Below are 26,244 nucleotides of genomic sequence, written 5' to 3'. Positions count from 1 at the left end.
AATCCACAGTCACAACTCAAAAATCTTTTTATTTACCATATCTTTACAGGATTTAAAGATCAAATTTACAAGGATATTCGATAATTAATCTGGCAATTCGTAATTAACTAAGGGAGGTATATTTGTTGGGTAATATTGTGAAGTTTATCAGGAATCACTGGATCAGTCTGGGGTTAGCTGTGTTCCTTTGTTTCAGTGCTGCAGTTGTTTCTTCTGCTTATAAGCAAACAGCTGCCGCATCTGGACGAACTAAGATTATTTTTTGGCATGAAATGGGTGGCCCTGCCGAAGTGGCTTTGGATCAAATGGTCGCTGATTTTAACAATTCTCAGAAAAAGTACGAGGTCGTTCCTCAATACGAGGGAACTTATGATGAAGCAGTCCAAAAAATTATTCAAACTCATGGTTCGAAATCTTCACCAGCACTATTTCAATCTTTTGATATCTCTACCGCTCAGATAATGCATACCCAGTATGCAACACCTGTCCAAAAGTTTATTACCAAAGAACACTATGATATGAGTCCGATTGCTCCCGCTGCAAAGGCTTTTTTCTCAAACAATGGTAAACAGTTATCAATGCCTTTCAACATCTCACAGCCGGTTATGTACTATAATGCCAGCTTGCTAAAAAAGTACCATATTCCAACCCCATCAAAGTCACCAAGTTACAGCGAAATCACTAAGACTGCTAAAGAGCTTTACCACCGTTCACATCATCAGGTCAAGGGAATGACCATGGAAATTAATGGTTGGCTAATGGAAGAAGCACTCGCCAATGCCCATCAATTATTGGTTAACCATCAAGATGGTCACGCTGGGGCCCCAGACAAAATCAATTTGAACAATCCAGCCTCTCAAAAATATCTTAGGTGGCTGCAGGACAACATCCACGCCAAAGATTTCATGAATTATGGTTCCGGATCAAATGCCGCAGCAAACGAAATTGCCGGTTTTATGTCAGGCAAAGTCGGAATCTTCTTTAATACATCTGCCTACATTAGTCAGTTAACTGCCAATCCCAAGCTTAAATTGGGAATTTCTTATTTTCCTCATCCAGATGGCGTCAAAAGAAATGGTGTCAGCATCGGGGGTGCTTCTCTTTGGATTGGAAAGGACAAGTCAGAAAACGTTCAAAATGGTGCCTTTGAATTCATGAAATACGCTCTTAAACCAGAAGAGCAAGCCAAATGGCAAAAAGCAACCGGTTATATGGCCATCAACAAAAACGCTGAAAATACTAAAACTTTAAAAGGCCTATATGCCAAGCATCCTGAGGCTCAAGTGCCATTTGAACAACTTTCAACAGTCAAGCCAAATAATGCCAACTCTGGTTTGTTGATGGAAGGAATGCAATATACCAGACAGCTTGAGCAAACCGCGATGGGACAAACTTATGAAGGTGGTAATATTGGTAGTACATTGAGTTCAGTTAACAACCAGATGAACGCCAATTTGCGACGTATTAACAAAGCAAATAATAATTTTAAGAAGGTGCAGTAACACCCGACAATTTGGTGCGTTCTGTTTATAAGATCAATGAAGACATATACAAACAAGACAATTAGAGGATTCTTTTCAAGGTACAAGTGAACTATTCCAAATTCTTTCACCGAATTGAAAAATCCAAGTATTTTTATTTAGCCCCACTTTTGAACTATCGATGAGGATAACCAACTGTTGACCTTAAAATTCAAAGATTGCCTCTCATGAGCCCACGATTGGATTATAATTAAACCATTAATGATTTGACCAATTGGGGGAATTTAGTTGACTAATAAACTGTTTGATAGAATAGTATTTTGGTCCGGGTTAACTGTGGGTTTTGTATTACATCTATCCTTTTTTGATGGCTTGTTTTTTTACCCACTGTGGCTCTTTGTTGGCCACTTGATTAAGTCAGGAATGAATTTTCCTGATGATTCTAGTTCAAGCGCAACTAACAACACTCAAAGTCAGTCTAATCCAGCAAAACTTGTCACTAGTAATCTTAACTATTGCCCAAAATGCGGAAAACTTGTTGAGTCAGGTGATAGATATTGTCCCCGCTGTGGTGAGCAATTAAGACAATAGGAGAACTGGTACTTAAATGTATCAGTTGTTTTTTAATAATGGGTAAAAATTCATATTTACAAATTGTACCAACAACTTCCTAGATGAATGGATTCACATTAGGAAGTAGAGTTCAAAAAAGCATCATTTTAAAACAACCAGGGATCATCCTTGCACGATTAATTTCCCTGCACAATAAGAATGCAATCCCACAAATTTTGAGATATAAAATGGCACCGCATGAATTAGATTTTCCCAATTCATGCGGTGCCATCTACTCATAACCCTTCGACAGGGATTTCTATGGGTAATGACTAAAATACAATCAATCGATCTAACTGTTCTGTAAGCTGCGACCATTTAACATTAAGATCCAAAGTCTTAACTTGGAACCGATGACCAAGAACGTTGATTTCTCCATCTGGATTTCCACCAATACTCGACTTGGCGTATAACAAGATCCCCTCAACATCCTCGTTGTCACCAGTCTTACTTTCATTCATAACGTAAGTGATTATCTGATACATATTGTTTGAATGAAACTTTTCAACATCAAAATGAGTTTGAAGCGAGTGTTGATAATACTTGGCATCTAAGATAACCGTCTTATTCTGGCCACAGATTCGGACATCAGAATGCATGACTGGTAATTCTGGTGTGTCTTTTTCTACTTTATCCCAAGTAATATACGCCGATCGGACATTATAGCCTGTAAAGCGTTGCTGATAATACTTCAAAAGGAATTTTTCATATAATCTGCTCATCAATTGATCTTCCAAATCAACTGCCTTGTAATTTGCATCGTCAGTTGCAAAAATCTTTCCCTCAATAAGTATTTCAGACAGCAAAACCAATAACGATCCATCCATTCCCATTCTGTGCAAATACCGCTTAATTCTTGGATATCCAGTTTGTCTAACATCTCGAACTGGCCAAAAGTTTCTCCACATTTTTTCCGCCAAAAGACGCTGATCATGTGGAAACTTTTTACTGCGAGCAATGCCAGCTAAAACCATCTTAATCAGTTGATTTTGAGGAATATTGGCTGAAAACGAATCATCTTGAACAATCACCCGCTTATTGATTAACGTTCCTTGAGTAATTGACTCCGTCATTTGAATCTGACCATGGGGGTATGATGTTTCTTCAGTATACTCACGATAATCATGAGGAAATCCTCGAATCAACTGAAGTTTGCAAGCATGCAAAAATAGTTTTCCGAGTAAATCGTAACCATCCTCAAAGTCTTCGGTTCCAAGCTTTTTGAATCCTGAGTAATTTAACTTATCATACACGAATGCCAGCATATAAAAGATATTTTGAATGCGAATGTTTCTATCTTTCATTTAAACCAACTTCTTCTTTAAGGTCAGCCGCATATTTCTCGGCTTTGTCTGGTTCATCCTGCCAGTATTCTTCCAACTGTGGAATGATGTCATATACAACCGAATCCTGTAAATACGGTAAGGTGGCAATTTTGCCATTATGCATTACGTAACTGTGTCCAATTTCGAAATCTTTACCCAAGGTTTCATCCTTATCAATATCTGAATTGAGTTGTCGAAGGCCAGAGACCAATTGGTGAGCCGCAGCTTCTGAATCTTCAGACAAAATTTGCTCGAACTTAGGGCTGTAAAATGCTGGTGAAATTGTATAGAAGCTAAACCGTCGTCTCAGTGCATAATCCATTCGGGTCAAACCCCGATCAGCTGTATTCATTGTGCCAATGAGATAAATATTTTCGGGAATATAGAACGAAGAACCATCCATTAACGTCACAGAATTTTCGGGGCTCCGCTTATCAGCTTCAATCAGCATGAGCAGTTCGCCAAAGATCTTTGAAACATTCCCACGATTAATTTCATCAATTAAAAAGAAATAGTTTTCGTCTGGATTTTTAATTGCTTGTTGAACAAGATGATAAAACACACCATATTGAAGCTTAAATCCTTGGGCATCAGGAACGTAACCAAGCATCAAGTTCGAATAGCCATAACTCTGATGAAATTGCACCATTTTAATATGATCCGCGGGATTTTCTTTGTCGTTAAGCATCACTTTTGCCAGTCGTTTGGCAATAAATGATTTGCCGACGCCTGGGGGTCCTTGGAGAATTAAATTCTTTTTCCGATTTAAAAGCCTTTCAAGCTGATTTAATTCATTCCCAGACAACAATACTTCCTTTAGAAAATCATCCCTTGTATAGGGTTTAAAATCAGTAGCGGTGTCTATATCCTCATTTCCACTAGTCTTGCTCAACTTTATGATCTCATCATATTCAGCCTTACGTATTCGAAAGAGGCTTCCTTGCTTCACGCCAGTATAGAAAGAATTTACAATCCCATCATTTTTTAACCGATCGGAAGTTACCGGATTGGACAATTGCTTATCAACTCTAAACATAACTCTGGTATCATCACTTGAAGGAATACAACTTAGTAATGTTGTGACTTTCATTTGAGGAGAGGACAAGTATCCAATAAGTTGGTCACCTTCCTTAATCGCATTAAAAGCAGATGCCATTCTTCTCGGATTCCCCTCTTCGTTCTTTTTAGTATAATCTTGTGCGCTGTTCTCCGGCTTGCTGGAGACATCCCATATAGTTGGATTACTATTCAACCAGTAATAACGTACCGAATTTCGATCAGCAAATGCCTGGTCACTATACCCAAGCAGGTCAAGATTGGATTGATTCAGTATCGAAATCATATTTTCACAAAAAGTTAAATACTCTCTACCTGACCCATTGTGTTTTAAGCTCTTTATCTGATCGCTAATTTTTGCATATGAATCTCTGTCCAAAAATTCAAATAAATATTCGATAGAATTATTATCCAAGCTGAAAAATTTATCGGGACGAATCCAAAATAAGCCGAAAGAAATTCTATTCTTGCTGCTCCTAAGACGATGAGCAGTACGAAACTCCTTATCAAACCGATTCAAGTTGTCCTCGATAGACAAATCAGTAGTAAGTGCATCTTCAAAGAGATTCCAAAAATTGTCTATATCATCTACCAAACTTCCAGGATAACAGAACCAGGCCTGCATAGGGTTCAAGGATGGTAAACCATCAAAATTCGTTGGCATATCAGATTGTAACCCCATCGCATCCTTAATATCTCTTAAAATATGCAGTCTATTTTCCGTAGTTCCACTGCGCATAAACGCACCGAAAAAAGTAAATGGATCAATCAACTGTAACTGCGAAAAATCATTCATACCAACATTTTGAAGTGCCTTTGAACCAATATCCAACAGTTCATCTTGACGATTCCGATAATCAAGAATTTTGTGACTCAGTTCTTTTAAGATCGGCTGCCAAGTATATTTTTGCTCCATAATTCATCCCTCGTTTCCTATTCAAATTATATCATTTAAAAAGTAAATGGATTATGGTCAAGGACAATTGAGCTTATTGTCAAACACAAATTCCGAAGAATCCTTCCAAACAAAAAAGGCGATCTATTGATCACCTTCTTACTCAACATATTTCTGAATAAAGATAGCCTTACTGTGCCAAGAATCCACCATCAATCGGCAACTCAACTCCGGTAATAAACGAAGAAGCATCCGAAGCCAAGAACAATACAGCTTGAGCAACTTCGCTGGTTTCACCTAAACGGCCTAATGGGAATATCTTACCCAGCTGATTTTCTGGAACGCCTAGTGAAGCCGATGCATAGTCGGCCATTGCGGTTTTAATGTAACCTGGATGAATTGAGTTCACCCGAACATTTGCTCGAGCATATTCAGCTGCTGCATCCTTGGTCATGGTTCTTACGGCACCTTTGCTGGCACCATACAGAATGTGGCCAGCAGATCCGGCAATTCCGGCAATTGATGATGCGTTAATCACTGACCCATGATGCTTTTCAGCCATAACTGGCAAAACATGCTTCAAACCTAAGAATGTGCCTAAAACATTAATGTTCATCAGCTTGTTCCAGGTCTCTACAGTAATATCTGGAATCTTGCCGATGATATAAATACCGGCATTGTTGAACAGGATATCGATGGTGCCGAATTTATCAACAGTTTGCTTTACAACATCCTTCCAATCGTCTTCATTGCTGACATCTTGTTGAATAAACAGGGCATTGTCATTATCCAAGTCTTCTTCGACTTTTTTACCGCTGTCTGTATTCACATCAGTGAAGACAACTTTTGCGCCTTCCTTGAGAAACAGTTTGGTTGTTTCCAAACCAATTCCAGCAGCGCCACCAGTAATAATTGCTACTTTGCCATCTAATTGTGCCATTATTATTCACCTCCGAATATAACTGTCTGCTTTCTATTACCAACAAAAGTATAGCATTTAGGTAGTTTATTGAAAGCGATTACACTCGCGATGTAAGGCGTCTTATACTTGAAATCAGTTCGGCTTATTTATTAATGAGTTCTTCTACTCGAATAATCCTTTTGCGAAAATCTCGGATAGCGACTCCTGGGTTTTGAATGCTGATTTGAGCTTCAACACCTTTTTTCAAAATATCCAGTTCATCCTGATATCGTTTTTGCTTTCGATATAGCATTGCAAGGATGCTGTATACTGCTGGAAATTTATTGCCCAGATCAACCTGTTCCAATGCTTCTTTCTCACATAGTTCGTACTGCTTACTTTCCCATAAGTATTGAATTCTTTGATTAGATTTTACAAAATAACTTTCTAAATAATCTTTTCTTGGAGTTTTAGGATACTTAGCTTTATTGACAACCAATAACTTGCCGCTAACCCCACGACTAGACGAATACTTCACTGTACCATCCGATTTAATAGTTTTGGCCGCTTTATGCTGCCAAATGATCTTTTTGGATTTCTGAACCACCGTTTCACCTGATTCTGTCAGCTTGTCATCAGAAGTCAACAATCCTAATGACTTTAGCTTAGAAAGAGAGCCGTAATAATCCACCCCATATTCATATAAAAAATATTGTGGCGGATTAGAAATGTTTTTTCGACTTGTTGTCCACCATAATGCTACTATATCTCCCCGCAACAACGAGTTTCCATCAAGCTCAATTGGATCCATGTACTCTTTAGGAACTAATGATGCAGGAAAGTTTCGATATGTCACCACAATTCTTTCGGCTTCCTGCTCGCTGGGAAGCTGTGGAATCGTTTTGAAACCTTTATTTTTATATAATCTCTTCAGCTTTTCCCGATTTGAAGCTTCAAGAGGAGTTGGTTTAATCGTTTTCGAATCTACCGTCTCCACAGATGGCTTTGAACTCCTGCTTTTCTTAAACATCCTAAATAAATCCAATAAATTCATATCGTCCTCCTGTAGTTTGATCACAATACCAGGCTGATAATGTGAATATGTTCCTTTGATTATATCGGATAACCATTCTTTAAGCTATATTGTTAATATACGTAAAATAAGCCGTTATCTTTCAAATCAATTCGACAATAGCGACTCATTTTAATTGTATTTAATTAGTTCATAAATACAAAACTTATAACACCGATTAATAACGGTAATTTGTCTCACATTACCGCAACAATTGCCAAGAATCCACAAGTAACAACAAATAAAGAAACAATAAGCTTAGATGTCCATCTCCACCAAACAGCCAAGCTAACATGTGAAAGTGCAAGAGCTCCCATTAAAATTGCCGAAGTTGGTGTAATAGCTGTGATTAGCCCAGAAGCAGCTTGGAACGCAGAAACCATAACACTACCATCAACGTGAGAAAATGCAGCCAAAGATCCCATAATTCCCATTGTGGCTGCTGCTAATCCCGAACTTGATGGGATCAATAGAGAAAGTACACAGAAAAACGCAAATGCTAATATTGCAAAAATTAGTTTTGGCAATCCACTTAAGCCATTCTCACCCCAATGAAGTATCGTTCCAGTGATCATCCCACTATTCATAACAGCCTGAATTCCACGTGCAACAGCAACAATGATTGCAACGTTTAGTAAGTCAGCCATCCCATTCATAAAAGCACTAATAAACTCCGCTTCTTTCATATGGCTAACAAACATGATGATAATGGACATCAGCAGGAATAGTAATGTGATCTCATTAAAATACCAGTTTCCAAGAGGGACAATATCTTTTCCTAGAACCGTCCCCAAAAATGCATTACTAGTTATCCAACCATTAAATGTATCAAAAAATGTCCAGCTTTTATTAATGCTCGTCCAGGGAATCAAGCCAACAATCATGATTACAAACGTTAAGCAAAATACCCATAGTACGTGTTTTTGAGCTTTTGTTAATGGTTGAGGTGCACTCGTTCTGTCAGCAACTGAGAATCGTTTCATGTCATCTTGTCGTTGATTATAAACTAGCGATTTAGTTGGATCTTTCTTCACCTTTTCTGCATAATGGATTACAAACCAAATGGCCATTGCAGTTACAATAACCAACAAAATTACTCGTGAGAATAATCCAACTCCCGGCGAAATTTTAATGATTCCTGACGCAACCCCGGTAGCAAATGGATTAACAGTTGATGCAAGATCACCAACACGTGTACTCAACAAAATAATTCCAACAGCAACCAAAGAGTCGTATCCAACCCCCATCATAATGGGTATAAGTAATGGGAAAAATGCCATTGTTTCTTCACCCATGCCATAAGTAGATCCACCCGCAGAAAATAGAATCATCAAGATAATGATTAAACGTTTTTCATGTCCCGTATAGCGGTGAACAATGGCACGAATTCCATCGTCTAATGCTCCTGTTTTATTGACAACTCCCAAGAACCCACCAATAACCAGAATAAAAATCGATATTTCAATTGCACCGGTCGTTGCTTTGTTACCAATCATCCCAATGATGGGTGCCATGAGCACATCCCACAATCCTTGAGTATGACTCGCAACTGTATGATAGGTGCCGCTAATCAATGTTCCATCAGCCGTAGTCTTGTAGGTCCCAGCAGGAATTATCCAGGTCATTACAGCAATAAAAACAATAATCCCAAAAAGAATTGTAAAAGCAGAAGGCATTTTGAAACGTTGCTTTTTAATTGGATCCGAATTGTTCATTTGAGTCCCCTCCTTATTGATCAAAGAATTCTTTAGCTAACTGCTTATAGAATTCCACTGACTTATGATAAACATCCACTTCAACATATTCGTTACTTTGATGGGATGTGTTATTTCCAGGTCCAAGAAGTGCAATGCTGAAATCCCCCTTAGCATGTAAAAATTCGGAGCCATCACTTGCACCAGTTTGACCATTCGCAATTAGTGGCTTTTCAAACATTTCATCATGGACTTTCTTGATCAGTTTAATGAAATCAGAGTTTTCATCACCAGGCATTGCTTCTTCCGGAAAACTATATTCAATTGTTAAATTATATCCAGACTTCCTGTTTAGCTTATCCACCAAGTCCCCTAGAGCATCAAATATAACTTGGTTTGGGTATTCAGGAATTGTCCGAATATTACCTTTCATGATAGCTTTTGCTGGAACACTATTGATTTGCTCGCCACCATTAAATATGCTTTGGACATGAGTGAGTTTGCCTAACACTGGATCAACCTTATCAAACGTTGCCATCAAAGGCTTAACTTTATTAGCGAAATCAATTAAGTGATCAATTGCATTGATACCTCTCTCAGGTTGAGAACTGTGCGCACCTTTACCTATTGAAGTTATGATGTAATCAATAACTCCCTTTGAAGTGAAACCAACCTCGCTCATTGCATTACCTGGTTCAGAAATGATTAGACCATCAAGACCATCGGCGTATCCTTCGTGAGCAAGTTGTGCAGCACCGTATTCTCCGGTTTCTTCACCCACAGTCGCAAATAATTTGATTTTTCTTGGTACTGAATCATCCTCAAGCATATCAAGCATCGCAATAATGACAGCAGCTAACCCACTCTTCATGTCAGTTGCACCACGCCCATACAACTTCCCGTCACGAACAGTTGCCACAAATGGGTCGCTTCCCCACGATTCCAGATCGCCAGCATCCACTACATCTTCGTGGCCTGAGAAGCCAAGAATCCGTTTCCCCTCTCCAATAGTTACCACAAGATTGTCTCTCTTAGGAGCATAAGTAACTCGCTCAATTTTGACCCCCTTATTCTTGTATGGCTCAAACAGTGAGGAAATGTAATCCGCTACTCTAGCTTCATTGTCATTAACCGACTGAATAGAAATCAGATTCGAAAGAATATCAATTTGTTTCTTCTTATCCATAAAAAGAACATCTCCTAAAAATATTTTTGTGATATTAATCACATATAAAGAAATAAACCAATTACGATTTATCATATAACAATACTTTATCATCGAATGTAAGCGATTACAATGTTGATTTATCAATGTATATATGGTCAAACTTGTTTATGTAATTATTCAAATTACATGTACAATTTGTGGATTAAATTCATTGAAATCATTATAAAACAGTCACTGTTCTCTAACAAAAAATAATTCCAAAAAAATATTGAGCTTCCAATAGATGTCTGAACAGAAAAAGCTTTGCATCAGATGATTTCAATCCATCTATCTACAAAGCTTTCGAACTCTTGTGACTTTATGGTCATGACTTAACTAACTCAACACGATTGTTCGTATAAGCCACATGCCAACCCTTATACCCACCAGAAACCTTAACGTGGGCAAACTTACCATGTCGTGAGCCAAACTTGAATAAGATATGCTTCTTGGCAGGTTTTGACTTCAAATTAATCACCAGCTTGCCGCCAAGCCGACCAGAACCTTTAACATTGATCCGACTATCGCCATTGACTCGGATTGTTCCATGCTTGCCTTGAGCATAACTGCCCTTAACATTAACCGTCTTGGCAGCCAACCTCAAAGTCCCATCACTCAATTTAAAACTCCCGGAACCAAGCGCATCCTTATTAGCAGCAACAATCGTACCACCCTCGATGAAAGTGCCACCTTGATATGTGTTGGCGCCCTCTAAGGTCAAGTTTCCAGTTCCTTTCTTAATCAGCGCACCACTACCAGAAATATTATTGCGCCAAGTATCACTAGCATTGAATCCCCCTCGTTTCGAATTCATGTTAACCGTTGTGTTGCCTAGCAAGCTGCCAAATCCGGCACCGGCTTTAAACAAATCCAACCGGCCCCATCCTTCGGTATCCTGGCCCATTGGGTAGCCTGATTTGAATCCAGTTGTGTACAGAACTTCTCGTCGTTGAGTAGCGTTCAAATACGGGAAACGGGTTTGGATGAGCACTTCGGCACCCTTTGGCACGCGCATCTTTTCCTTGGTGGAAGAGATTGGCTTGTAGCCGTATGTCATCCGGTATTCAAAGTTCTTCAAATTAGTTTGGTAACTACTATAGTCGTCTTTTGATTTGGTGACCTTGGAATGCAGCAGGACACTTTGCGCATTCTGATAAGCCTTATTGGCAATATCTTTATTCTGCGAATTATTCAAAACCGACGCAGCCACCGCCGTCCCTAAAATTCGGCCGCCCATAACAGCCAGAGGCGAGTGTCGGCCCACCAGGATTCGATCATAGCCGACTTCAGATGATCGGGTAACCAGTTGTTGGAAACGTTCTGGGAAGGCGTAGGCCATCGATAGGCCGGTCTCCCAGGCTTGGGTTGTGTGACCGCTTGGGAAATCATAATCGTTTTGTGGTGTCGCATCAAAGGCTGCTTTCAAATATGGATTAACCTGCACCCGAGGATCCTGCCGGAACGGCCGAATGTATTTGTAAAACTGCTTGGCGTTCCCTGATGATGAGTAGTACCAAAGCGCCGTTGTGTCCACGAGATTAACCATCGATCCCAGCTTGGAGCTGTCGTCCGCCCAAGTGATGCCAGAACCCGGATCGTCCTTGGTGTCAGCCGGCAATTCGCTGGTCGGTAAATTGTAGAACAAAGTCTTGGCGTTCGAATTCTCAATGAAGGCTTCAGCGTAAGGTCCCAGTCCACGAATCACATCGTAGGGACTGTCCTGCCGATCGGTAATGTATGACCGAAGTTCTTCAGCCGGTGTCACATTTTCAGAAATCTTGATTGATTTGTCAATATTTTCTTGAAGAATTTTGGGATTTAACTTAGTGCCATCTCCCTTATAGAATTTAGCAAAAGTATTGTTAAATAGCGCCGTGGATGGATTGGTATCCGGCGTATCGTTTTCTTTGCGATTTAAGAGATATTGATCAACGTAGTAGCCGTAACTGGCCTTATGAGGTGCAAGCAATTTTTCAACTTTGGCAGACGAATGTGCCTTTGCCTGCGCGGATTTTTGGTTCGCCAGCAATGCCGAACCAGACAAAATAACGGTGAAAGAGCCAACCATCAGCTTCATCAATAGCGAATGTTTTGTAAACATAAAATACCCTCCCAATGTATGTGGCGTGCGGAATGCGAGATTCCTACATGCTTAGGATACATTGGGAGGGTAAATTTATTGTTGATTTGGGGTAAAGGTTGGGTAAAAAGGTAATTAATCGATATTCTTAAAAGACAGGGTAAGTATTGGATTTTTTAACAGTAAGTGACTAAATTGCGAAGTATTTATAGTTGATAATTTTTAGTAGAAACTAAGCTTATTTGATATAATTACAATGAATTTCCATTTGAGAGAAAGGAATGGCATTCCATGAATATGAAAATAAAAAAAATAATTTTGAACCTCTTAATATTGGCTAGTTACTTATTTCTAATCGTGTTAGCAGCAATGGGAGACGCCAAAATTAATGAAAATAAGATAATCACCGTCTTTTCATTGTCAGCCGCACTAATTATTTACGAGTACAACCACTGGAATTGGCTATTCGTAGTATGGCACAAAATTTGTGCTGAAATATTTGGAGACACAGTTTCTTGGAAGGGTTCACATGAATTTTTTTTGAAAGACAACTCTGATTTTAAAAAAATTGCATTAGATTTTAAAATGAAACTCATTGAGAACGAAGGATTCAGCTTTGATGTAAGTCGTATCCAAGAAAACAGCGCCGATTTCGAAGTAAATATTAAGGGACTGTACAGTAAAATAAGATTACAGATGGAACCGGCCAATGGGTATGACACATTTCATCTTTCGTTTTCATCAAATACATCCTATAGAGATTCCAAAAATCAAATTAATTTATTTGACGGAATACTTAGTTATCTTCAAAAAGTTGTTACTAATCAAATTATTCCAGCTTCCGAAAACGATATGGCTTCTGGTTTAAAAGAAGCCTTGAAAGTAAAGATAATTATGGCTAAATATAACCCTTTTTACAAAATATGCTTACACCACTTCGATAAGGATAATGAGTTGAACTGGTATTTAACTATCAAAGAGGAAAAAAACTTAAAAGTAGAAATCACTAAGCATCAGTTGATAGTTACAAGTGACAATCAAAGTAAAATCATCAAAGTTTTAAAAAATTATGTGGCTATTTCTACTGTTGGCTAAGTGCCAATAACGTATCTAAAGCAAGCTGTAAATATCCTTGATCGGAGTCATCATTAGGCTTGCTGTATATAACCAGGGTTCCTTTCCTAGAGAATCCTATTGTACGTTCTTTATTGTCCACGTCAATTTTAGCCATCAAATAAGTCGCTTTATCATTATCAATTGCATCTTGAACCTCGACGTTTTCTTGAACCCCATTTCCAAAAAAATGTTTTGTATCTATATCGGTATCATCATCAACATTAAAATATATTCCTCTAGCTCCTCTTTCAAAACTGTGAATATTATGGAAGTCAAATGTATATGTGCTCAATTTATCGATTTTATTAGGATAATTATTTTCTAGTTCTTTGATAAAGTTCTTAGAAACGGCTGCTGGCGCCATCAGAAGTAGTAGATTCCTAGTTTCATCAAAGAAACCCGAAAAAGTATTAGATTTCTTATATGATTCGGTTGGAATATAAGTTCCATTCTTCATGTCCTTTGCAAGTATATCCTCATTAATAATAATATTATAAGTACAAGTAAATGGTAATACTGTGTCTCTATTGATTGTTAATGATTTCCCAACAGGAGCTATACTTCCAGATGAATCTGGTAAGCTCACCGACTCAACAAATTCAAACTTGTTCACATTGTATATGCTTAATGATTTCACAACTTTTAGCCTCCTCAGATTGTTAACCAAACCCACTCCAATAATTTCCTTCACCAAAACAATAACTTCTCTTTAATAATATATTTCTTACCTCAACAACTGTAATCCACTTCATTGCATCAGTTATTAATGTTTATCTAATGAAATTGTTGGAATCTTGAATCATTCACTTTTCGGATATGACAAATTTGTTCTGGGTACTTATAAAATGGCCTTTACCAACAACTCATGTATCTAATCGATTTCAATATCACCCCAATGGATCTTGCGATTTAACCTTTGGTAAATAATTTAATAATAATCTTTGAAGGGAGTAGTGACCAATTACAAATTTTCTATCAGATTTAGGATAGTTAAACAAAACAAGCTCATCAAGGTGCTTTTCTTGGGAGCCAAATTACCGAAATAATGTAAATGTTTTGATATAACGAATTCACACACCTGATAATTTATCAGGCTAAGACTGTAACGCTCTCTGTTTTTTCTTTCTATCATTCTAATCTTAACAAGGCTTCTCTTAATTCCTCATCTACCGCATAAATATAAAGCCCATTAACCCCACGAGTAAGCAAAACATTCAGTTCATTAGGAAGCAGCTGACTGGCGACTTTCCGTTTCTGCCCATCTTGGAGAGTTCGATTTCGAATGGCATTAGTATTCTCACTTGCGTCTGCATCAAATACAACATGTCCATTTCGATACTTAACAGACGGCCCAATAATGACACCACAATAATTCAAGTCAAATCCTTGAATGGTATATGTTGAGCCAACTTCATCAATCGTTTGTTCCTGCTCTGCCCAAGCCAGCCTGTTCAATGAACGTCCACCTTTTGGCTTAAGTTGGAGGTTCCATGGCAACGACAGATCTCCGGCTGTCACCATCCAATAATCGCCATTGTCAGGTTTTCTTTTGCTGTTGTATTTCCAATCAAAGGTAGCCAGGATTCTGGATAGCCCAGCCTTTTGATCTCCCAATGCCTTATGTCGGATCGCTTCATACATTTCCTTCGCATCGTCAAATATCCTCAAATCATATTTACTGTCTTTGGGGATTTTTTTGATTATTTTTTTATCGGTAATGTCTCTAATCCATTCAATTGTTTCCTTGTTGGCATCAATTCGCAGCTGGTTACTCAACATAATCAGATTGTTCTGCTTCATGGCCTTTTCTTCCATATTTTGAATTTGCTGGGGCTCCAAATATTCCTCAGTTTTCAAAATTTGATTCCGGTCAAAAACTGCAACAGTAATCCTAGCGCGTTTTAAAATATCATCAAGCTGATTCTGGCCTCGATATGCTTGTTTACCTTGAGTCCACAGCAAGTGAGCTTCATCAACTAATACAACATCGGCAGGATCACTTTCATCATGCGAGTTAATAAAATGAGTCGGTTTGCTAACAACATCATCATTTTTGTAGTTCAAATTCAACTTATCGATGATATCTTCGTATACTTTTAGCTGTTCATCGTGGTTAACCAAAACATAGTTCTTCAAGTGATCAAATCCTTGGCGCAGCGGACTACCGTCATCTTTTAAAGTACTGATTAGATAAAAGATCGTACTTAAAAGAACCGTTTTCCCAGAACCGGCTTCCCCTTCAACCAAAATTAATTGACCCTTTTTCTTCGAAAGTAATGCATCGATTACCCGATCAATAATAATATCCTTGGCATTCTTCTGTTCAGTTGTTAAGTTGTGAAATGGCGATGCCTTAAAAATCGCAGAATCCCGAATAATACTTTCAACGGGGAATAAGTCTCTATCAAATCCGCGGAGCTTACGCCAAATTCTGGAAAAGATCTTGTCTTTTTCGTTTGATGTATAGTATTCATTTTGCTCATTTTCACGGCGATTATTCAGCCTCTTCACACTGGGGACACCGAGCATAAAAAGCATCATTTGGTTTTCAATATCAAGCGTCAACGACTTATTGAAATGGTCATGCCCTATCACAAACATCTGAGCATCTTTTGATTTCGAAAGCTCACGCCAATCATCCCTAACTTTGGGATCCTCGTTCAAATGCTGCTCAGTTCTGCGCTCAATATCATTGGTTTCTCCAACGTAAACTTTATATCCACCGGACTTAATTGGTGAGTAAATGACGTACACCGTTGGATAGTCCATTAGAAGCTTGCGTTTCAGCTTATCGCCGTCTATGGCATCTTCAAGTTTACCAGTGGCTTGAGGATCATACTTGATTTGTTCAATTACGGGATACCCAATATCACTCATGGCAAACACCTTTCAAACTCATTCATCAAACTTCCAATGCCTTTTCTTATTTATGTCCAGTTTCTCTTGAACAATGTCATTAGGCTGAACACCTAACTTGTCACACATATAATAGCAATATGTTAATATGTCGGCGAGTTCAAGTTCCATGTCATGTTTTTGTTTCTCGGAGAACTTCTGATCATTTTCCATGTCCCATAAGAACAATTCATTTAGCTCCCCGGATTCGATACCTACAGCACGGGCTAAAGCAGGTAACGTGTGGTATTGGTTCCAGCCACGGCTGTTACGGAAGTCAGTTAGTTCTTTAATTAGTTGGTTGTATTGCACAATTGAAGCCTCCAGTATGATCATTCGATTTTCGTTATTTTGCTTAATAATATCACATTATTCGGGACAGAATTAGCTAATCTATGATGACCACAAAGCATGCAAATGGTCACTAGCCGCAGGTTCAAATTATTAGAGTATGATAACTAATCAGTTCGATTGGAAAGACGTATATAGACTGTTGATATTATCAAATGGATTGTGTTCAATACATTCGTTGTACCCGTTTAACAGTATGGAATATCTCAATACGTGTCACTCCGGCAAAATTCACTAACCTTACCCTCTTAATATTATCATAATGGTCATTTCCCACACGCTTTAACACTTCTGGCTTTTTGCATAGTAAAAAAGCATCAGGATTACTTTCGTAGTTCTGATACTCATACAACTCCGACAATTCTTGAACGGGAATATCACCAAATCTGATTAACAACATTCTGAGCGAAGTCAGTTTGTCGTTCTCTTATTTGATCAGGGTCCCAGCCACCAAACTCTACTGACTTGAATAATTCGTTATTGGCTTTAAGTTCAGATTGATTTAACGCGTCTACCAATTTACTACTATCTTCTTCAGCAGACGTAGCTAATCTCTTCTCTAGGATAGTCCAGTTGCCAATATAATCTTTATAATCTCCTAGTGAATCGTCAGAACTAATGTGAACCAATTTGTAATTGTCTTGATCAAAGACTTTGGTGTATAAATTGTTATCAGCAAAATCATCATACAAATATGAATATATTTCAGAGAGAAGATAGACAAGTGTCCACTTCTTAGGACCTTTCAAGCCGCCTTCCTTAGAAAGCGCCGAAAAGTTTGCTTTGATTGAATCATCACTCTTAAGTAACTTATCGTTAAGTTCATTGATAATATCGTCAATGCCGTTCAAGTCCACATTCCAAATATGTTGAGCGACTTCAGAAAAACCAGATTCCAAAACATTGGTTCCTTCGTTATTAATTGTACGGTGGCGAACAAATACTGATAAAATTTTATTTACAGCTTTAAGAATGTCATCTTCATGATAACCACGATAATACATTGCCATCACGATTGGATAATACAACATAACATGCATTCTATTTAAAATATCAAGATGTTGCGTGATAAATTTGTTTTTAAAGAATTCATAATGACTCTTTGGAGAAACTGGAGAATCTAAAACAGTATATATCTCCACTAGTGCATCTAAGTCTTTTAAAAATACTGTTGCATCATTACTATTCGTAATTTGCTGACTAATGGCACGATATAACTTGGACTCTTGAATTACTTTATGGCTTGCAGCCCAATACGTTCGAATGAACCTTGAAATCTTGTGACTATCCCCATTAAAAGCAGACGCAATTCTTTGCCACTGGGTATTAGCGGAATCCATGTCACTATTTAATAACGACATCAAGTGATTCTTAATAATATCTGAAACTTCAAGATCTTTTCCACGACTGTTTAGAGTTTCAAATATTGTAAAAGCATCAATTCGACTTGGTGCTGAAATCATCACAATATAAAACTTGTCGTAAAATGAATTGAAAATATTATCTAGACGATCAATTCTCTCGCCCAGTGTTTTCTTAAGCTTCAAATCATTCTCAATCCATTTGTGAATTGTGGTATATGTTGAACGCATTTTCTTAATTGGAGCAACCTTACTTGTTTCATTTAAGGCTTCACTTGCCTTGTGTGTTAGCGCATAAAAGTAATCCTCTAACTCACCATTATTTGCAGAACGTTGTTCAACAACTAGAGAGGCTTGGTCTCCTTCATGATCACCGCGAATCAGCTTTTTAACGGCATTTCTGATGTCTCGAAGTTTATCGCCACGATCAAGGTCAGACAAAGATATATCTTTAGCAAAGTTATCTTGATACATTTTAGTCGCGATATCTTTAATAACAGCCATGAAGATAGGGCTGGTTGTTAATCTTTGTTGACCATCAATAATTTCCTGACGTCCATCTTCGTTCTTAAATGTCACGATTTGACCAAAGAAATGACTATTTCGATTTCCTTCAACAAGATCAACTAAATCATCCCAAAAATCAACAATCTGGTCGCTTTCCCAATCATAATTTCTTTGATACATAGGAACAGTGAAGTTATTATCTTTAAACAATTCACCCATTCTGAATCTTGATGGTTGTGGTATTTCTACAAATGATGACATGATTACCCTCCAAAATTTTTAATAATTTCCCTTCTTTAATTACGCGGAAAAACTTCTGGTAACGGCATTCCGTAAATTTAGATTGCTAATTGTAACGTCTTCAATTCTTAAACGAATCATCCCCACTATTCTCCCCAAAATAAACACCGTCCAGCCAGCCATTATCATACCTGGCTGAAGCGTCATCCATTTCCGGATCAACATGGGAAGGCCCCTTGGAATCGTGGCGATGACGGATGTAGTGAATAATGCTAAACAATATAACTAATCCAATTCCGATGGTCCAAAGGTTGCCTTCGGTAATACCACCATTGTCTTTTTTATTTGTAGCTTTGGTATTCAAAAATGAACTGACAAAGTTCACCGTGTCCATGACATTCGCCTGGCTGTAATCTTTGAAGTTAAGCTGATGAGTCATGATATAATCCCGAACGTCGCTGATATGATCTTGGGCATCATCTGATATCAATGGCATCACTTTATACTTAAAGTGCGGTGCAACTAAAATAATAGTGACATAATCGGCAACATGCCAAGCAGCTTGTTCTTCACCCGGATCCTGTGAGTTTTCATTCAAATTAGTATACTGCTTGGTAAAGTCTTCAACGAAATCAACTGTAGCTTGCTCTAAACTAAGCAAACTAAATTTGGATTCCCCTAATGTTTCCAAATCCAAAGGACTGTTAACTGGATCGAAGTCGCTAGGTGTTTTGTTGGTAGAGATAAACCACAGCTGTTGGTGATAAGGCTTATGAGCCAACTTTTCATTTTCATTCATAATTTGTTGCTTTTGTTGCGCAGTTAAAATATGTAACTGATCGTCAATAACTGGCGTAACAGGGGCATATGCCGATGAGCTTTTAGCGAACGCCACCATGCCTATTAACGTGATAAGGCTGAACATCAGTGCTTTTATCAAACTGTTGTCTCTTAGCTTCGTTTCCACTTATTGTAGACTCCCCTCAGAGCCGGATTATCGGTGGTATCTGTAGAACGTGCCGTCTCCACCTTTAGACTGTGGCAAACCATAATACATATGCCCGTGAGACAATGTGTAAGGTTCAACCCCGACACCATTTGGAATATCGGGTAGAGCACGATGCCCTGTAAGAAATACATACTTAAATGTAACCCTGCTGTATTTGTACCAGCGACTTCTCGATCCCCAATAGACGTGATACTTTGTAATCTTCATCCTCTCGTGACCACGATACCAAACATGCCGAAACGATCTTGGCATCCCAACAATCTTTTTAGCATTGGCAGTTACTGAAGGACCTGCGATAGTCCCAAACATAACCAATGAAGCAACAAACAACAACGTTTTCTTAAACTTCATAACCCAACCACTCCCACAAGTAATTTTCTATGTATGCCGTAAATTCATCATAACAAGAATTGTAATAAACAATTGACTCATCTGACTGCAAATACCAGTAACATTTGCCTACAAAAAGTAAGCTGCCGGGCTGCAATCGTTGACATAATATAATAATACGCCAAATTAATTTGAATAACTATATTGTTATTTGATTTTAATATAAAAACCGTCCTCCCATCATCGAATCCAGTCGGTTGCTAAACCGGTAAATCCAAATTTGATCATATTACAAACGCCGTTTGATATTGATTAAATGTATACTATCAATAACAACAGAATCCACCAAAGAAAGGACCCACACTCATGCGCCTATTACACACTGCCGACTGGCATATTGGCCGTCGACTCCACGGATTTGATTTAACCGAAGAACAAGAAAATGCCTTTGACCAGATCGAAAAAATAGCTCTGGATGAAAAAGTTGACGGCATCATTATTGCCGGTGACTTATATGACCGAAGTATGCCGGCCGAGGATTCAGTTGGTGTTTTGAACTCAATGATTGAAAGGCTGAATCTCAAAGACAAACTCCCGATCTACGCAATTTCTGGTAATCATGACAGTGCCACTCGCCTATCAACTGGGACAAAGTGGTTCAAACAATCTCACTTCTACTTACATACTCAACTCGAAGAAGCATTCACCCCGGTGGAGCTTCCCGATACCCAAATCTTTTTACTACCTTATTTTGAATTGTTTGCTGCCCAACAATATTTCAATGACGATTCCATCAAACAATTGGATCAGGCATTCAAACTCATATCAGAGAAAATGAAAACTCTTTTTGATCCAAACAAAAAGCACATCCTTGTGGCCCATTTCTTTGCGGATGGCAGTGCCACTACTGATTCGGAAATCAAGCTGACGGTTGGTGGACTGGCATCGGTTCCGGTCTCACTGCTTAAGGATTTCGACTATGTTGCCCTTGGCCATTTGCATGGGAAGGATGCTCTCCACGCTGAACGCGCACGGTATAGTGGATCACCCGTTAAATTTTCATTATCAGAAGCGAATCAGAAAAAGGGTGTTTATATAATTGACACCGATCCCTTTAATATGACTTTTAAGCCAATTACACCCATTAGAGACGTCCAAATACTGACTGATAGTTTTGACACCCTCACTGACGAAACTTTTTATGACAAGCAAAATCTGGATAATTATTTTGGCATTACTTTAACTGATACGAAACTCATCCCTAACGCCATGGCCAGACTCCGCAATATTTATCCCAACATTATTTCGTTAACCTGGGAAAATGGCCTGGCTGGTGCATCGGATTATGACGGTGAAAATGGCAAAGAGATTCGTCAAAAAGATCCCATGGACCTGCTAGAAGAATTCTACGAAAAAGTGGCCAACGATACTTTGACTCCTCAACAAGAAAAGTGGGCTGCCAACGCATTGAAAGAAGCCAACAAACCTAACGCTGGAGGTAAAAACTAGTGAAACCATTAAAATTGCACATGGAAAATTTTGGCCCATATGAGAATGAAACAATTGATTTTACTGAATTGAACAGGTCATCAGTATTTTTAATTTCCGGAAATACGGGTAGCGGTAAGACGACCATTTTTGATGCAATCACATTTGCACTCTATGGCCAGGGGATCACTGACGATCGTAATCCTGCCTTATTGCGCTCCGATTTTGCGGATTTTGATTCACCAACTAAAGTTGATCTGACGTTTGAGCACCAGGGAACTACTTATCAAATTTCTCGTGAGCCTGTTCAGGTATTAAACAAGAAGCGAGGCACCGGCCAAAAGGAATATGGAGCCACTGGCAAGCTGGACATCTTTAAAGATGGCGAAAAAATTGAAGAAATTACCAAGTTGGTCCAGATTGGCACAAAAATTGATGATATCCTTCAACTCAATCGAAAACAATTTGTCCAAATTGTCTTGCTGCCCCAAGGCGATTTTCAAGAGTTTCTATCTGCCAGCAGTGACCAAAAGGAAAAACTCCTCCGTAACATTTTCCACACCAGTCTTTACCGCAACTGGGGTGACGTGTTAAACGAGGAGCTAAAGACAAAAGCCCGTAATTCCACGGGTTGGCAAGAGTCAATCAAGCACAGTTTGGCAACCATCACCTGGATTGACGCACCGGAAGATATTTCAGATCAAAATACTGAAACCCAGCTGGGCGCACTTAATCAACAGCAGGCCAACTCCAAGAAAACTTTGGAACAGCTTGACGCCAAGCTAAAACAACTCAGTAAAGAATATAAAGCAAAGAACAACGAACTTATTTCTCACCAAGAAACCAACAAACAAATCGACTCATTGGAAGATGCGAAGAAACAGCAAACAACATTACAGGCCAGCAAGCCACAATTCGATGCGCTGCAAAAACAATTTGACGACTTATCATGGGCCAAAGATTTAAAGCCAAAGCATGATCAATTTCAAAAAGGCCAAACGGATGTCCATCAGTATCAAGATGAGATTGAGACAGTCAAAAGTCAGCTGTCTGACGCTTCGTCCAAGCAAAAAGATTTAGAGCAGATTCACGAGGACCTTGAAGGACAAAAAGAACAACAAGATAAAATTACCAATGAAATGGCCGTTCTCGCAAAACAACGTGATTCATTTAAGAAACGGGATCAATTGAAACAGAAAGTTGCGACATCCACTAAAAAGGTCACTGAATTAACACAACAGGTCGTTGATAATAAAAATCAGTCGAAAAAAATGGCCACTGAAATTGATGCTTTGGAAAAGGAACTCAATGGGCAATCCAATTTAAATGATGATCTGTTAAGTGCAAAGCAAAAGTCGCACACGTTGAGTAATTTTGAAGAAAAGATAACTGACTTAACCACTTTGAGAGAAAAGAATAAGCGATTAGAATCACTAATCGTCCGAGATAAAACTTCACTGGCGGATGCATCAGCGACAAGAAATAAGCGTCAAGAAGAAGCAGATAACCTCAACAATATCCGGATTCAAAACGAAATTAGTAAGCTGGTTGAGCAACTAAAGCCCGGAACTCCCTGCCCTGTCTGTGGCGGAACCGATCATCCTGCACCGGCTCATTTGTCACCTGAACAAAATGTGAGTGACGCTGACTTAAAGGCTGCCAATACTCGACTGAACGAAGCGATAACGGCAGAATCTGCCTATAAGTCACAGGTAGAAACAAGCCAGAATCAGCTGGATGAACAAAGTAAAAGTTATCATCAGCGAGTTAAGGAAATGGTCACCAATGTTGAAGCAGAACTTCAAATTCAGGATGTTTCAACTGAAATTGATGAAGTCGCAAAGCAACTGAACGATATACAAAATGAAACCAACGAAACAATCAACAGCATAAACGATCAGATTGACCATCTTAAATCTCAGAAGAACAAAAAGGATGCTGCAAACACAAAGTTATCGAGCCTAACAAAACAACGCGAAGAATTACAGCAGTCCCTGAGAAAATTTACCAGCGACATGTCATCGCAACAAGGTGCTTTAACTGAGTTGGAACATAACTTGCCTTCAGAATTTAATGACCTTAAGTCTCTTGATAATCATTTGGCCGAGCTGAAAAACTCAAATGATGCTTATGAAAAGAACGTTAAGCAAAATAATGATGATTTGGGCAAGGTCAAGACTCATATCGGTTCACTGCAGGGAAGGCAGCAAAGTCTGTTAGTTGAACTGGATAAGTCTAAGCAATCACTTAGTGACCTGCAAGATGCGATCACCAAAGCAGTCCAAGAAAAGTTTGGCCAAGAAGATTGGAAGCAGTTTGAAATTTTACTGCAAAATCTCGATGGTATTGAACACATCCAACATCAAATTAATGATTACAATGATTCAGTTAAACAAGTTGGATATGACATCGATCACTTTAAAAAGGAAATCGGCGACAAGCAACGAGTGGATTTGGAGAAAGAAAAAGTGCTTGTGGATGCTTTGGCCGGAAAAGTTGAGGATTCACGAGGCGCATATAATCGCCAACACGAACAGTTTACCCTCAACCAAAAGACTTTGGAGAATATCGAAAAATACTATAAAAAGGTGAAGACTCAAGAAGAGGAAATCACTCAACTGCAACAACTTGTTGATGCAATTAACGGTAAAGGTGCAAACAAGCTGAGCCTGGAGCGCTATGTATTAAGAGCCGAATTGGCAGAAATCCTTCAAGTAGCTAACCAGCATCTGAAGAAGTTAAGTTCAGGCAGATATCTTCTTAAGCTCCACAGAGAATCCGGCTCATATCAGAAGAATACCGGATTGGAAATTGATGTATTTGATGGTGATGTGGGCGAAGATCGAAACGTCCATACTTTATCCGGTGGCGAAAGCTTCATCGTTGCCTTGAGCTTGGCATTAGCCCTTGGAGAAGTCATTCAAAATGAAGCTGGTGGCATTAGCATCGACACCTTGTTTGTCGATGAAGGATTTGGAACCTTGGATCAGGATTCACTCTCGACCGCGATGGCGGCATTGGAAAGCATTGAGAGTAATGACCGGACTATTGGGATTATTAGTCATGTGCAGATGCTTCAGCAGAGTATTCCTTGTCAGTTGAGAGTTAAGGCTGTTGGGCAGGGGAAGAGTCATACGAAGGTGTTGGAAACAATATAGTTCAAGAATTAACTTTTGTACTTGGAATACCAATTATTATCTTCTTTGTCTTATTTGTAATTCTTTTTAGTATTTATTGATACAAAGTAACAAAAAAGAAAGATCTTTTGGGCTGCATTTTTTTAAACGTTGCCGTATAATTAATACTTGATACGAACGTTTATTCGTATGAATTTTAAAGGATGGAGTGGCATAAACATGGATAAGATGAACGTAGCATCTCTTTTCGCCGGTGTCGGCGGAATCGATATTGGGTTCTCACAAGTAGGATGCTTTCAAACTGTCTATGCGAATGAATTTGACAAGAATGCACAAGAGACTTTCGCCAAAAACTTTGGCGATTCAATATTGGATCGACGAGACATACACGACGTTGATCCAAACACTGGTGTTCTTGGTAATTCAAACATAGACACTGTACTTGCGGGATTCCCTTGCCAACCTTTTAGTGTTGCTGGATACAGGCGAGGACTAGATGATGAGCGTGGCGATCTTTTTTTCGAAGCATTAAAAGTGATAAAGGCTAAGCAGCCAAAGGTTGTTTTCCTTGAGAATGTTAAGAATTTAGTCACACACGATCACGGAAATACTTTTAAAGTTATTCGCGAATTTTTAGTTCACGCTGGTTACTACATTAAGTGGAAGGTATTGAACGCAAAAGATTACGGGAACATTCCACAGAACCGGGAAAGAATTTATGTAGTTGGATTCAAAAACAAACAGGCCTTCGATGCATTTGAGTTCCCCAGCAAGATACCTCTAACTACCTCGCTTACAAAGGTTATTGATTTCTCTGCAAAAGTTGACGAGAAATATTATTATAGAAAAAATAAACAGCCGTTTTATGATGAATTAGCAAAGTACGTCACCTCCTCAGACACAATTTATCAATGGAGACGACAATATGTCCGCGAAAATAAAAGCCATGTAATTCCTACGCTAACTGCTAATATGGGAACCGGTGGACACAACGTACCTCTTATCAAAACATTTGACGGTCAAATTCGAAAGCTAACGCCCCGTGAGACATTTAACGCACAAGGCTACCCCAGCAAGTATAAGCTTCCAGAATCTCTGTCAAACAGTGCATTATACAAGGAAGCTGGCAATTCAGTTGTCATTCCTGTCATCAAAAGAATCGCAACAAATATCGCTAAAGCAATTGAACTGCAGCCACAAGACAGCAAGCTTCCAAATACAAAAGATAAAACTGCACTTATTTATACATGCATGAAAGGACGCATGGAAGGGACGTCATATCCGATTGGATTTTTCTCTTCCGATAACGAACTCAAAAAGTTTGTTGAAGAAAAAACTGATCAGCGTGATCGTAACTTCCCAGTTGTTCCGTTATTTGATAATGACATGTTTTTCCAAGCCATCAAAAAGGGTGGAGATCATAAGTTCTTTACTAAAGTTGGATAACATATTGTACAATGGGGCTGGGACAAAAGTCCCAGTTAACG

At 38.7% G+C, this 26,244-nt stretch carries 19 protein-coding genes; 6 read left to right on the top strand and 13 right to left on the bottom strand.

Features of this window, described 5'->3' with window-relative positions; all coding sequences use genetic code 11:
• Positions 1-125 precede the first annotated feature (125 nt).
• Positions 126-1,502 carry an ABC transporter substrate-binding protein gene (locus FD17_RS10105; RefSeq protein ID WP_420864823.1) on the top strand — a complete coding sequence of 459 codons (1,377 nt, stop codon included), beginning with the start codon at positions 126-128 and terminating at the stop codon, positions 1,500-1,502.
• 267 nt (positions 1,503-1,769) lie between these two features.
• Positions 1,770-2,072 carry a zinc ribbon domain-containing protein gene (locus FD17_RS10100; protein WP_057826070.1) on the top strand — a complete coding sequence of 101 codons (303 nt, stop codon included), beginning with the start codon at positions 1,770-1,772 and terminating at the stop codon, positions 2,070-2,072.
• Between the two features lie 293 nt (positions 2,073-2,365).
• Here FD17_RS10100 and FD17_RS10095 read toward each other — a convergent pair whose 3' ends face one another.
• The 7 genes from FD17_RS10095 to FD17_RS10065 all read right to left on the bottom strand — a co-directional run bounded on the left by FD17_RS10095 (position 2,366) and on the right by FD17_RS10065 (position 12,344).
• Positions 2,366-3,397, bottom strand: coding sequence for a 5-methylcytosine restriction system specificity protein McrC (locus FD17_RS10095; protein ID WP_057826069.1), 1,032 nt, complete (start codon positions 3,395-3,397; stop codon positions 2,366-2,368).
• The gene (locus tag FD17_RS10090) at positions 3,387-5,306 is read right to left on the bottom strand and encodes an AAA family ATPase (protein WP_162256781.1); all 1,920 of its coding nucleotides are present in this window, start codon (positions 5,304-5,306) and stop codon (positions 3,387-3,389) included. Before FD17_RS10090 ends, FD17_RS10095 begins: the two co-directional genes overlap by 11 nt.
• Positions 5,307-5,559: 253 nt before the next feature.
• The gene (locus tag FD17_RS10085) at positions 5,560-6,309 is read right to left on the bottom strand and encodes an SDR family NAD(P)-dependent oxidoreductase (protein ID WP_057826067.1); all 750 of its coding nucleotides are present in this window, start codon (positions 6,307-6,309) and stop codon (positions 5,560-5,562) included.
• A 124-nt stretch (positions 6,310-6,433) separates the two neighbouring features.
• The gene (locus tag FD17_RS10080; protein WP_057826066.1) at positions 6,434-7,324 is read right to left on the bottom strand and encodes a hypothetical protein; all 891 of its coding nucleotides are present in this window, start codon (positions 7,322-7,324) and stop codon (positions 6,434-6,436) included.
• Between the two features lie 215 nt (positions 7,325-7,539).
• Complete coding sequence (locus FD17_RS10075) at positions 7,540-9,057, bottom strand: YfcC family protein (RefSeq protein WP_057826065.1); 1,518 nt, start codon at positions 9,055-9,057, stop codon at positions 7,540-7,542.
• A 13-nt stretch (positions 9,058-9,070) separates the two neighbouring features.
• Positions 9,071-10,222, bottom strand: a complete 1,152-nt coding sequence (locus FD17_RS10070) for an ArgE/DapE family deacylase (RefSeq protein WP_057826064.1) — start codon at positions 10,220-10,222, stop codon at positions 9,071-9,073.
• A gap of 346 nt (positions 10,223-10,568) precedes the next feature.
• Positions 10,569-12,344: a phosphatase PAP2 family protein gene (locus FD17_RS10065; protein WP_057826063.1), complete on the bottom strand. Its 1,776-nt coding sequence runs from the start codon at positions 12,342-12,344 to the stop codon at positions 10,569-10,571.
• A gap of 270 nt (positions 12,345-12,614) precedes the next feature.
• Here FD17_RS10065 and FD17_RS10060 point away from each other — a divergent pair, with 270 nt between their 5' ends.
• Complete coding sequence (locus FD17_RS10060; protein ID WP_057826062.1) at positions 12,615-13,418, top strand: hypothetical protein; 804 nt, start codon at positions 12,615-12,617, stop codon at positions 13,416-13,418.
• On the opposite strand, the gene FD17_RS10055 is transcribed toward FD17_RS10060, so the two are convergent.
• From FD17_RS10055 to FD17_RS10025, 6 genes are all read right to left on the bottom strand, one after another.
• Positions 13,405-14,076, bottom strand: coding sequence for a hypothetical protein (locus FD17_RS10055; protein ID WP_057826061.1), 672 nt, complete (start codon positions 14,074-14,076; stop codon positions 13,405-13,407). The genes FD17_RS10060 and FD17_RS10055 overlap by 14 nt on opposite strands.
• Positions 14,077-14,567: 491 nt before the next feature.
• Positions 14,568-16,316 carry a DUF2075 domain-containing protein gene (locus FD17_RS10050; protein WP_057826082.1) on the bottom strand — a complete coding sequence of 583 codons (1,749 nt, stop codon included), beginning with the start codon at positions 16,314-16,316 and terminating at the stop codon, positions 14,568-14,570.
• Between the two features lie 18 nt (positions 16,317-16,334).
• Positions 16,335-16,646 (bottom strand): nucleotide pyrophosphohydrolase, encoded by a 312-nt coding sequence (locus FD17_RS10045; protein WP_057826060.1) that lies wholly within the window; start codon positions 16,644-16,646, stop codon positions 16,335-16,337.
• Positions 16,647-17,062: 416 nt separating this feature from the next.
• Positions 17,063-18,814: a DUF262 domain-containing protein gene (locus FD17_RS10035; protein WP_057826058.1), complete on the bottom strand. Its 1,752-nt coding sequence runs from the start codon at positions 18,812-18,814 to the stop codon at positions 17,063-17,065.
• 100 nt (positions 18,815-18,914) lie between these two features.
• Positions 18,915-19,760: a hypothetical protein gene (locus FD17_RS10030; protein WP_156653620.1), complete on the bottom strand. Its 846-nt coding sequence runs from the start codon at positions 19,758-19,760 to the stop codon at positions 18,915-18,917.
• A gap of 27 nt (positions 19,761-19,787) precedes the next feature.
• The gene (locus FD17_RS10025) at positions 19,788-20,153 is read right to left on the bottom strand and encodes a hypothetical protein (RefSeq protein WP_057826056.1); all 366 of its coding nucleotides are present in this window, start codon (positions 20,151-20,153) and stop codon (positions 19,788-19,790) included.
• Between the two features lie 345 nt (positions 20,154-20,498).
• On the opposite strand from FD17_RS10025, the gene FD17_RS10020 reads away from it, so the two are divergent.
• From FD17_RS10020 to FD17_RS10010, 3 genes are all read left to right on the top strand, one after another.
• Positions 20,499-21,641, top strand: coding sequence for an exonuclease SbcCD subunit D (locus FD17_RS10020; protein WP_057826055.1), 1,143 nt, complete (start codon positions 20,499-20,501; stop codon positions 21,639-21,641).
• Positions 21,641-24,778: an AAA family ATPase gene (locus tag FD17_RS10015; RefSeq protein ID WP_057826054.1), complete on the top strand. Its 3,138-nt coding sequence runs from the start codon at positions 21,641-21,643 to the stop codon at positions 24,776-24,778. Before FD17_RS10020 ends, FD17_RS10015 begins: the two co-directional genes overlap by 1 nt.
• Positions 24,779-24,976: 198 nt before the next feature.
• Positions 24,977-26,203 carry a DNA cytosine methyltransferase gene (locus FD17_RS10010; protein WP_057826053.1) on the top strand — a complete coding sequence of 409 codons (1,227 nt, stop codon included), beginning with the start codon at positions 24,977-24,979 and terminating at the stop codon, positions 26,201-26,203.
• Positions 26,204-26,244 lie beyond the last annotated feature (41 nt).

It is taken from the genome of Lentilactobacillus sunkii DSM 19904, assembly GCF_001435575.1.
GTDB classification, from domain to species: domain Bacteria; phylum Bacillota; class Bacilli; order Lactobacillales; family Lactobacillaceae; genus Lentilactobacillus; species Lentilactobacillus sunkii.
This window is presented reverse-complemented; position numbering and strand designations above follow the sequence as displayed.

Bases quoted from the DNA above. Each gene is read 5' to 3' on its own strand.
- FD17_RS10070 (WP_057826064.1), bottom strand. From the start codon at position 10,222: ATGGATAAGAAGAAACAAATTGATATTCTTTCGAATCTGATTTCTATT.
- FD17_RS10060 (WP_057826062.1), top strand. From the start codon at position 12,615: ATGAATATGAAAATAAAAAAAATAATTTTGAACCTCTTAATATTGGCT.
- FD17_RS10065 (WP_057826063.1), bottom strand. From the start codon at position 12,344: ATGTTTACAAAACATTCGCTATTGATGAAGCTGATGGTTGGCTCTTTC.
- FD17_RS10020 (WP_057826055.1), top strand. From the start codon at position 20,499: ATGCGCCTATTACACACTGCCGACTGGCATATTGGCCGTCGACTCCAC.
- FD17_RS10085 (WP_057826067.1), bottom strand. From the start codon at position 6,309: ATGGCACAATTAGATGGCAAAGTAGCAATTATTACTGGTGGCGCTGCT.
- FD17_RS10075 (WP_057826065.1), bottom strand. From the start codon at position 9,057: ATGAACAATTCGGATCCAATTAAAAAGCAACGTTTCAAAATGCCTTCT.
- FD17_RS10010 (WP_057826053.1), top strand. From the start codon at position 24,977: ATGGATAAGATGAACGTAGCATCTCTTTTCGCCGGTGTCGGCGGAATC.
- FD17_RS10050 (WP_057826082.1), bottom strand. From the start codon at position 16,316: ATGAGTGATATTGGGTATCCCGTAATTGAACAAATCAAGTATGATCCT.
- FD17_RS10095 (WP_057826069.1), bottom strand. From the start codon at position 3,397: ATGAAAGATAGAAACATTCGCATTCAAAATATCTTTTATATGCTGGCA.
- FD17_RS10080 (WP_057826066.1), bottom strand. From the start codon at position 7,324: ATGAATTTATTGGATTTATTTAGGATGTTTAAGAAAAGCAGGAGTTCA.
- FD17_RS10035 (WP_057826058.1), bottom strand. From the start codon at position 18,814: ATGTCATCATTTGTAGAAATACCACAACCATCAAGATTCAGAATGGGT.
- FD17_RS10025 (WP_057826056.1), bottom strand. From the start codon at position 20,153: ATGAAGTTTAAGAAAACGTTGTTGTTTGTTGCTTCATTGGTTATGTTT.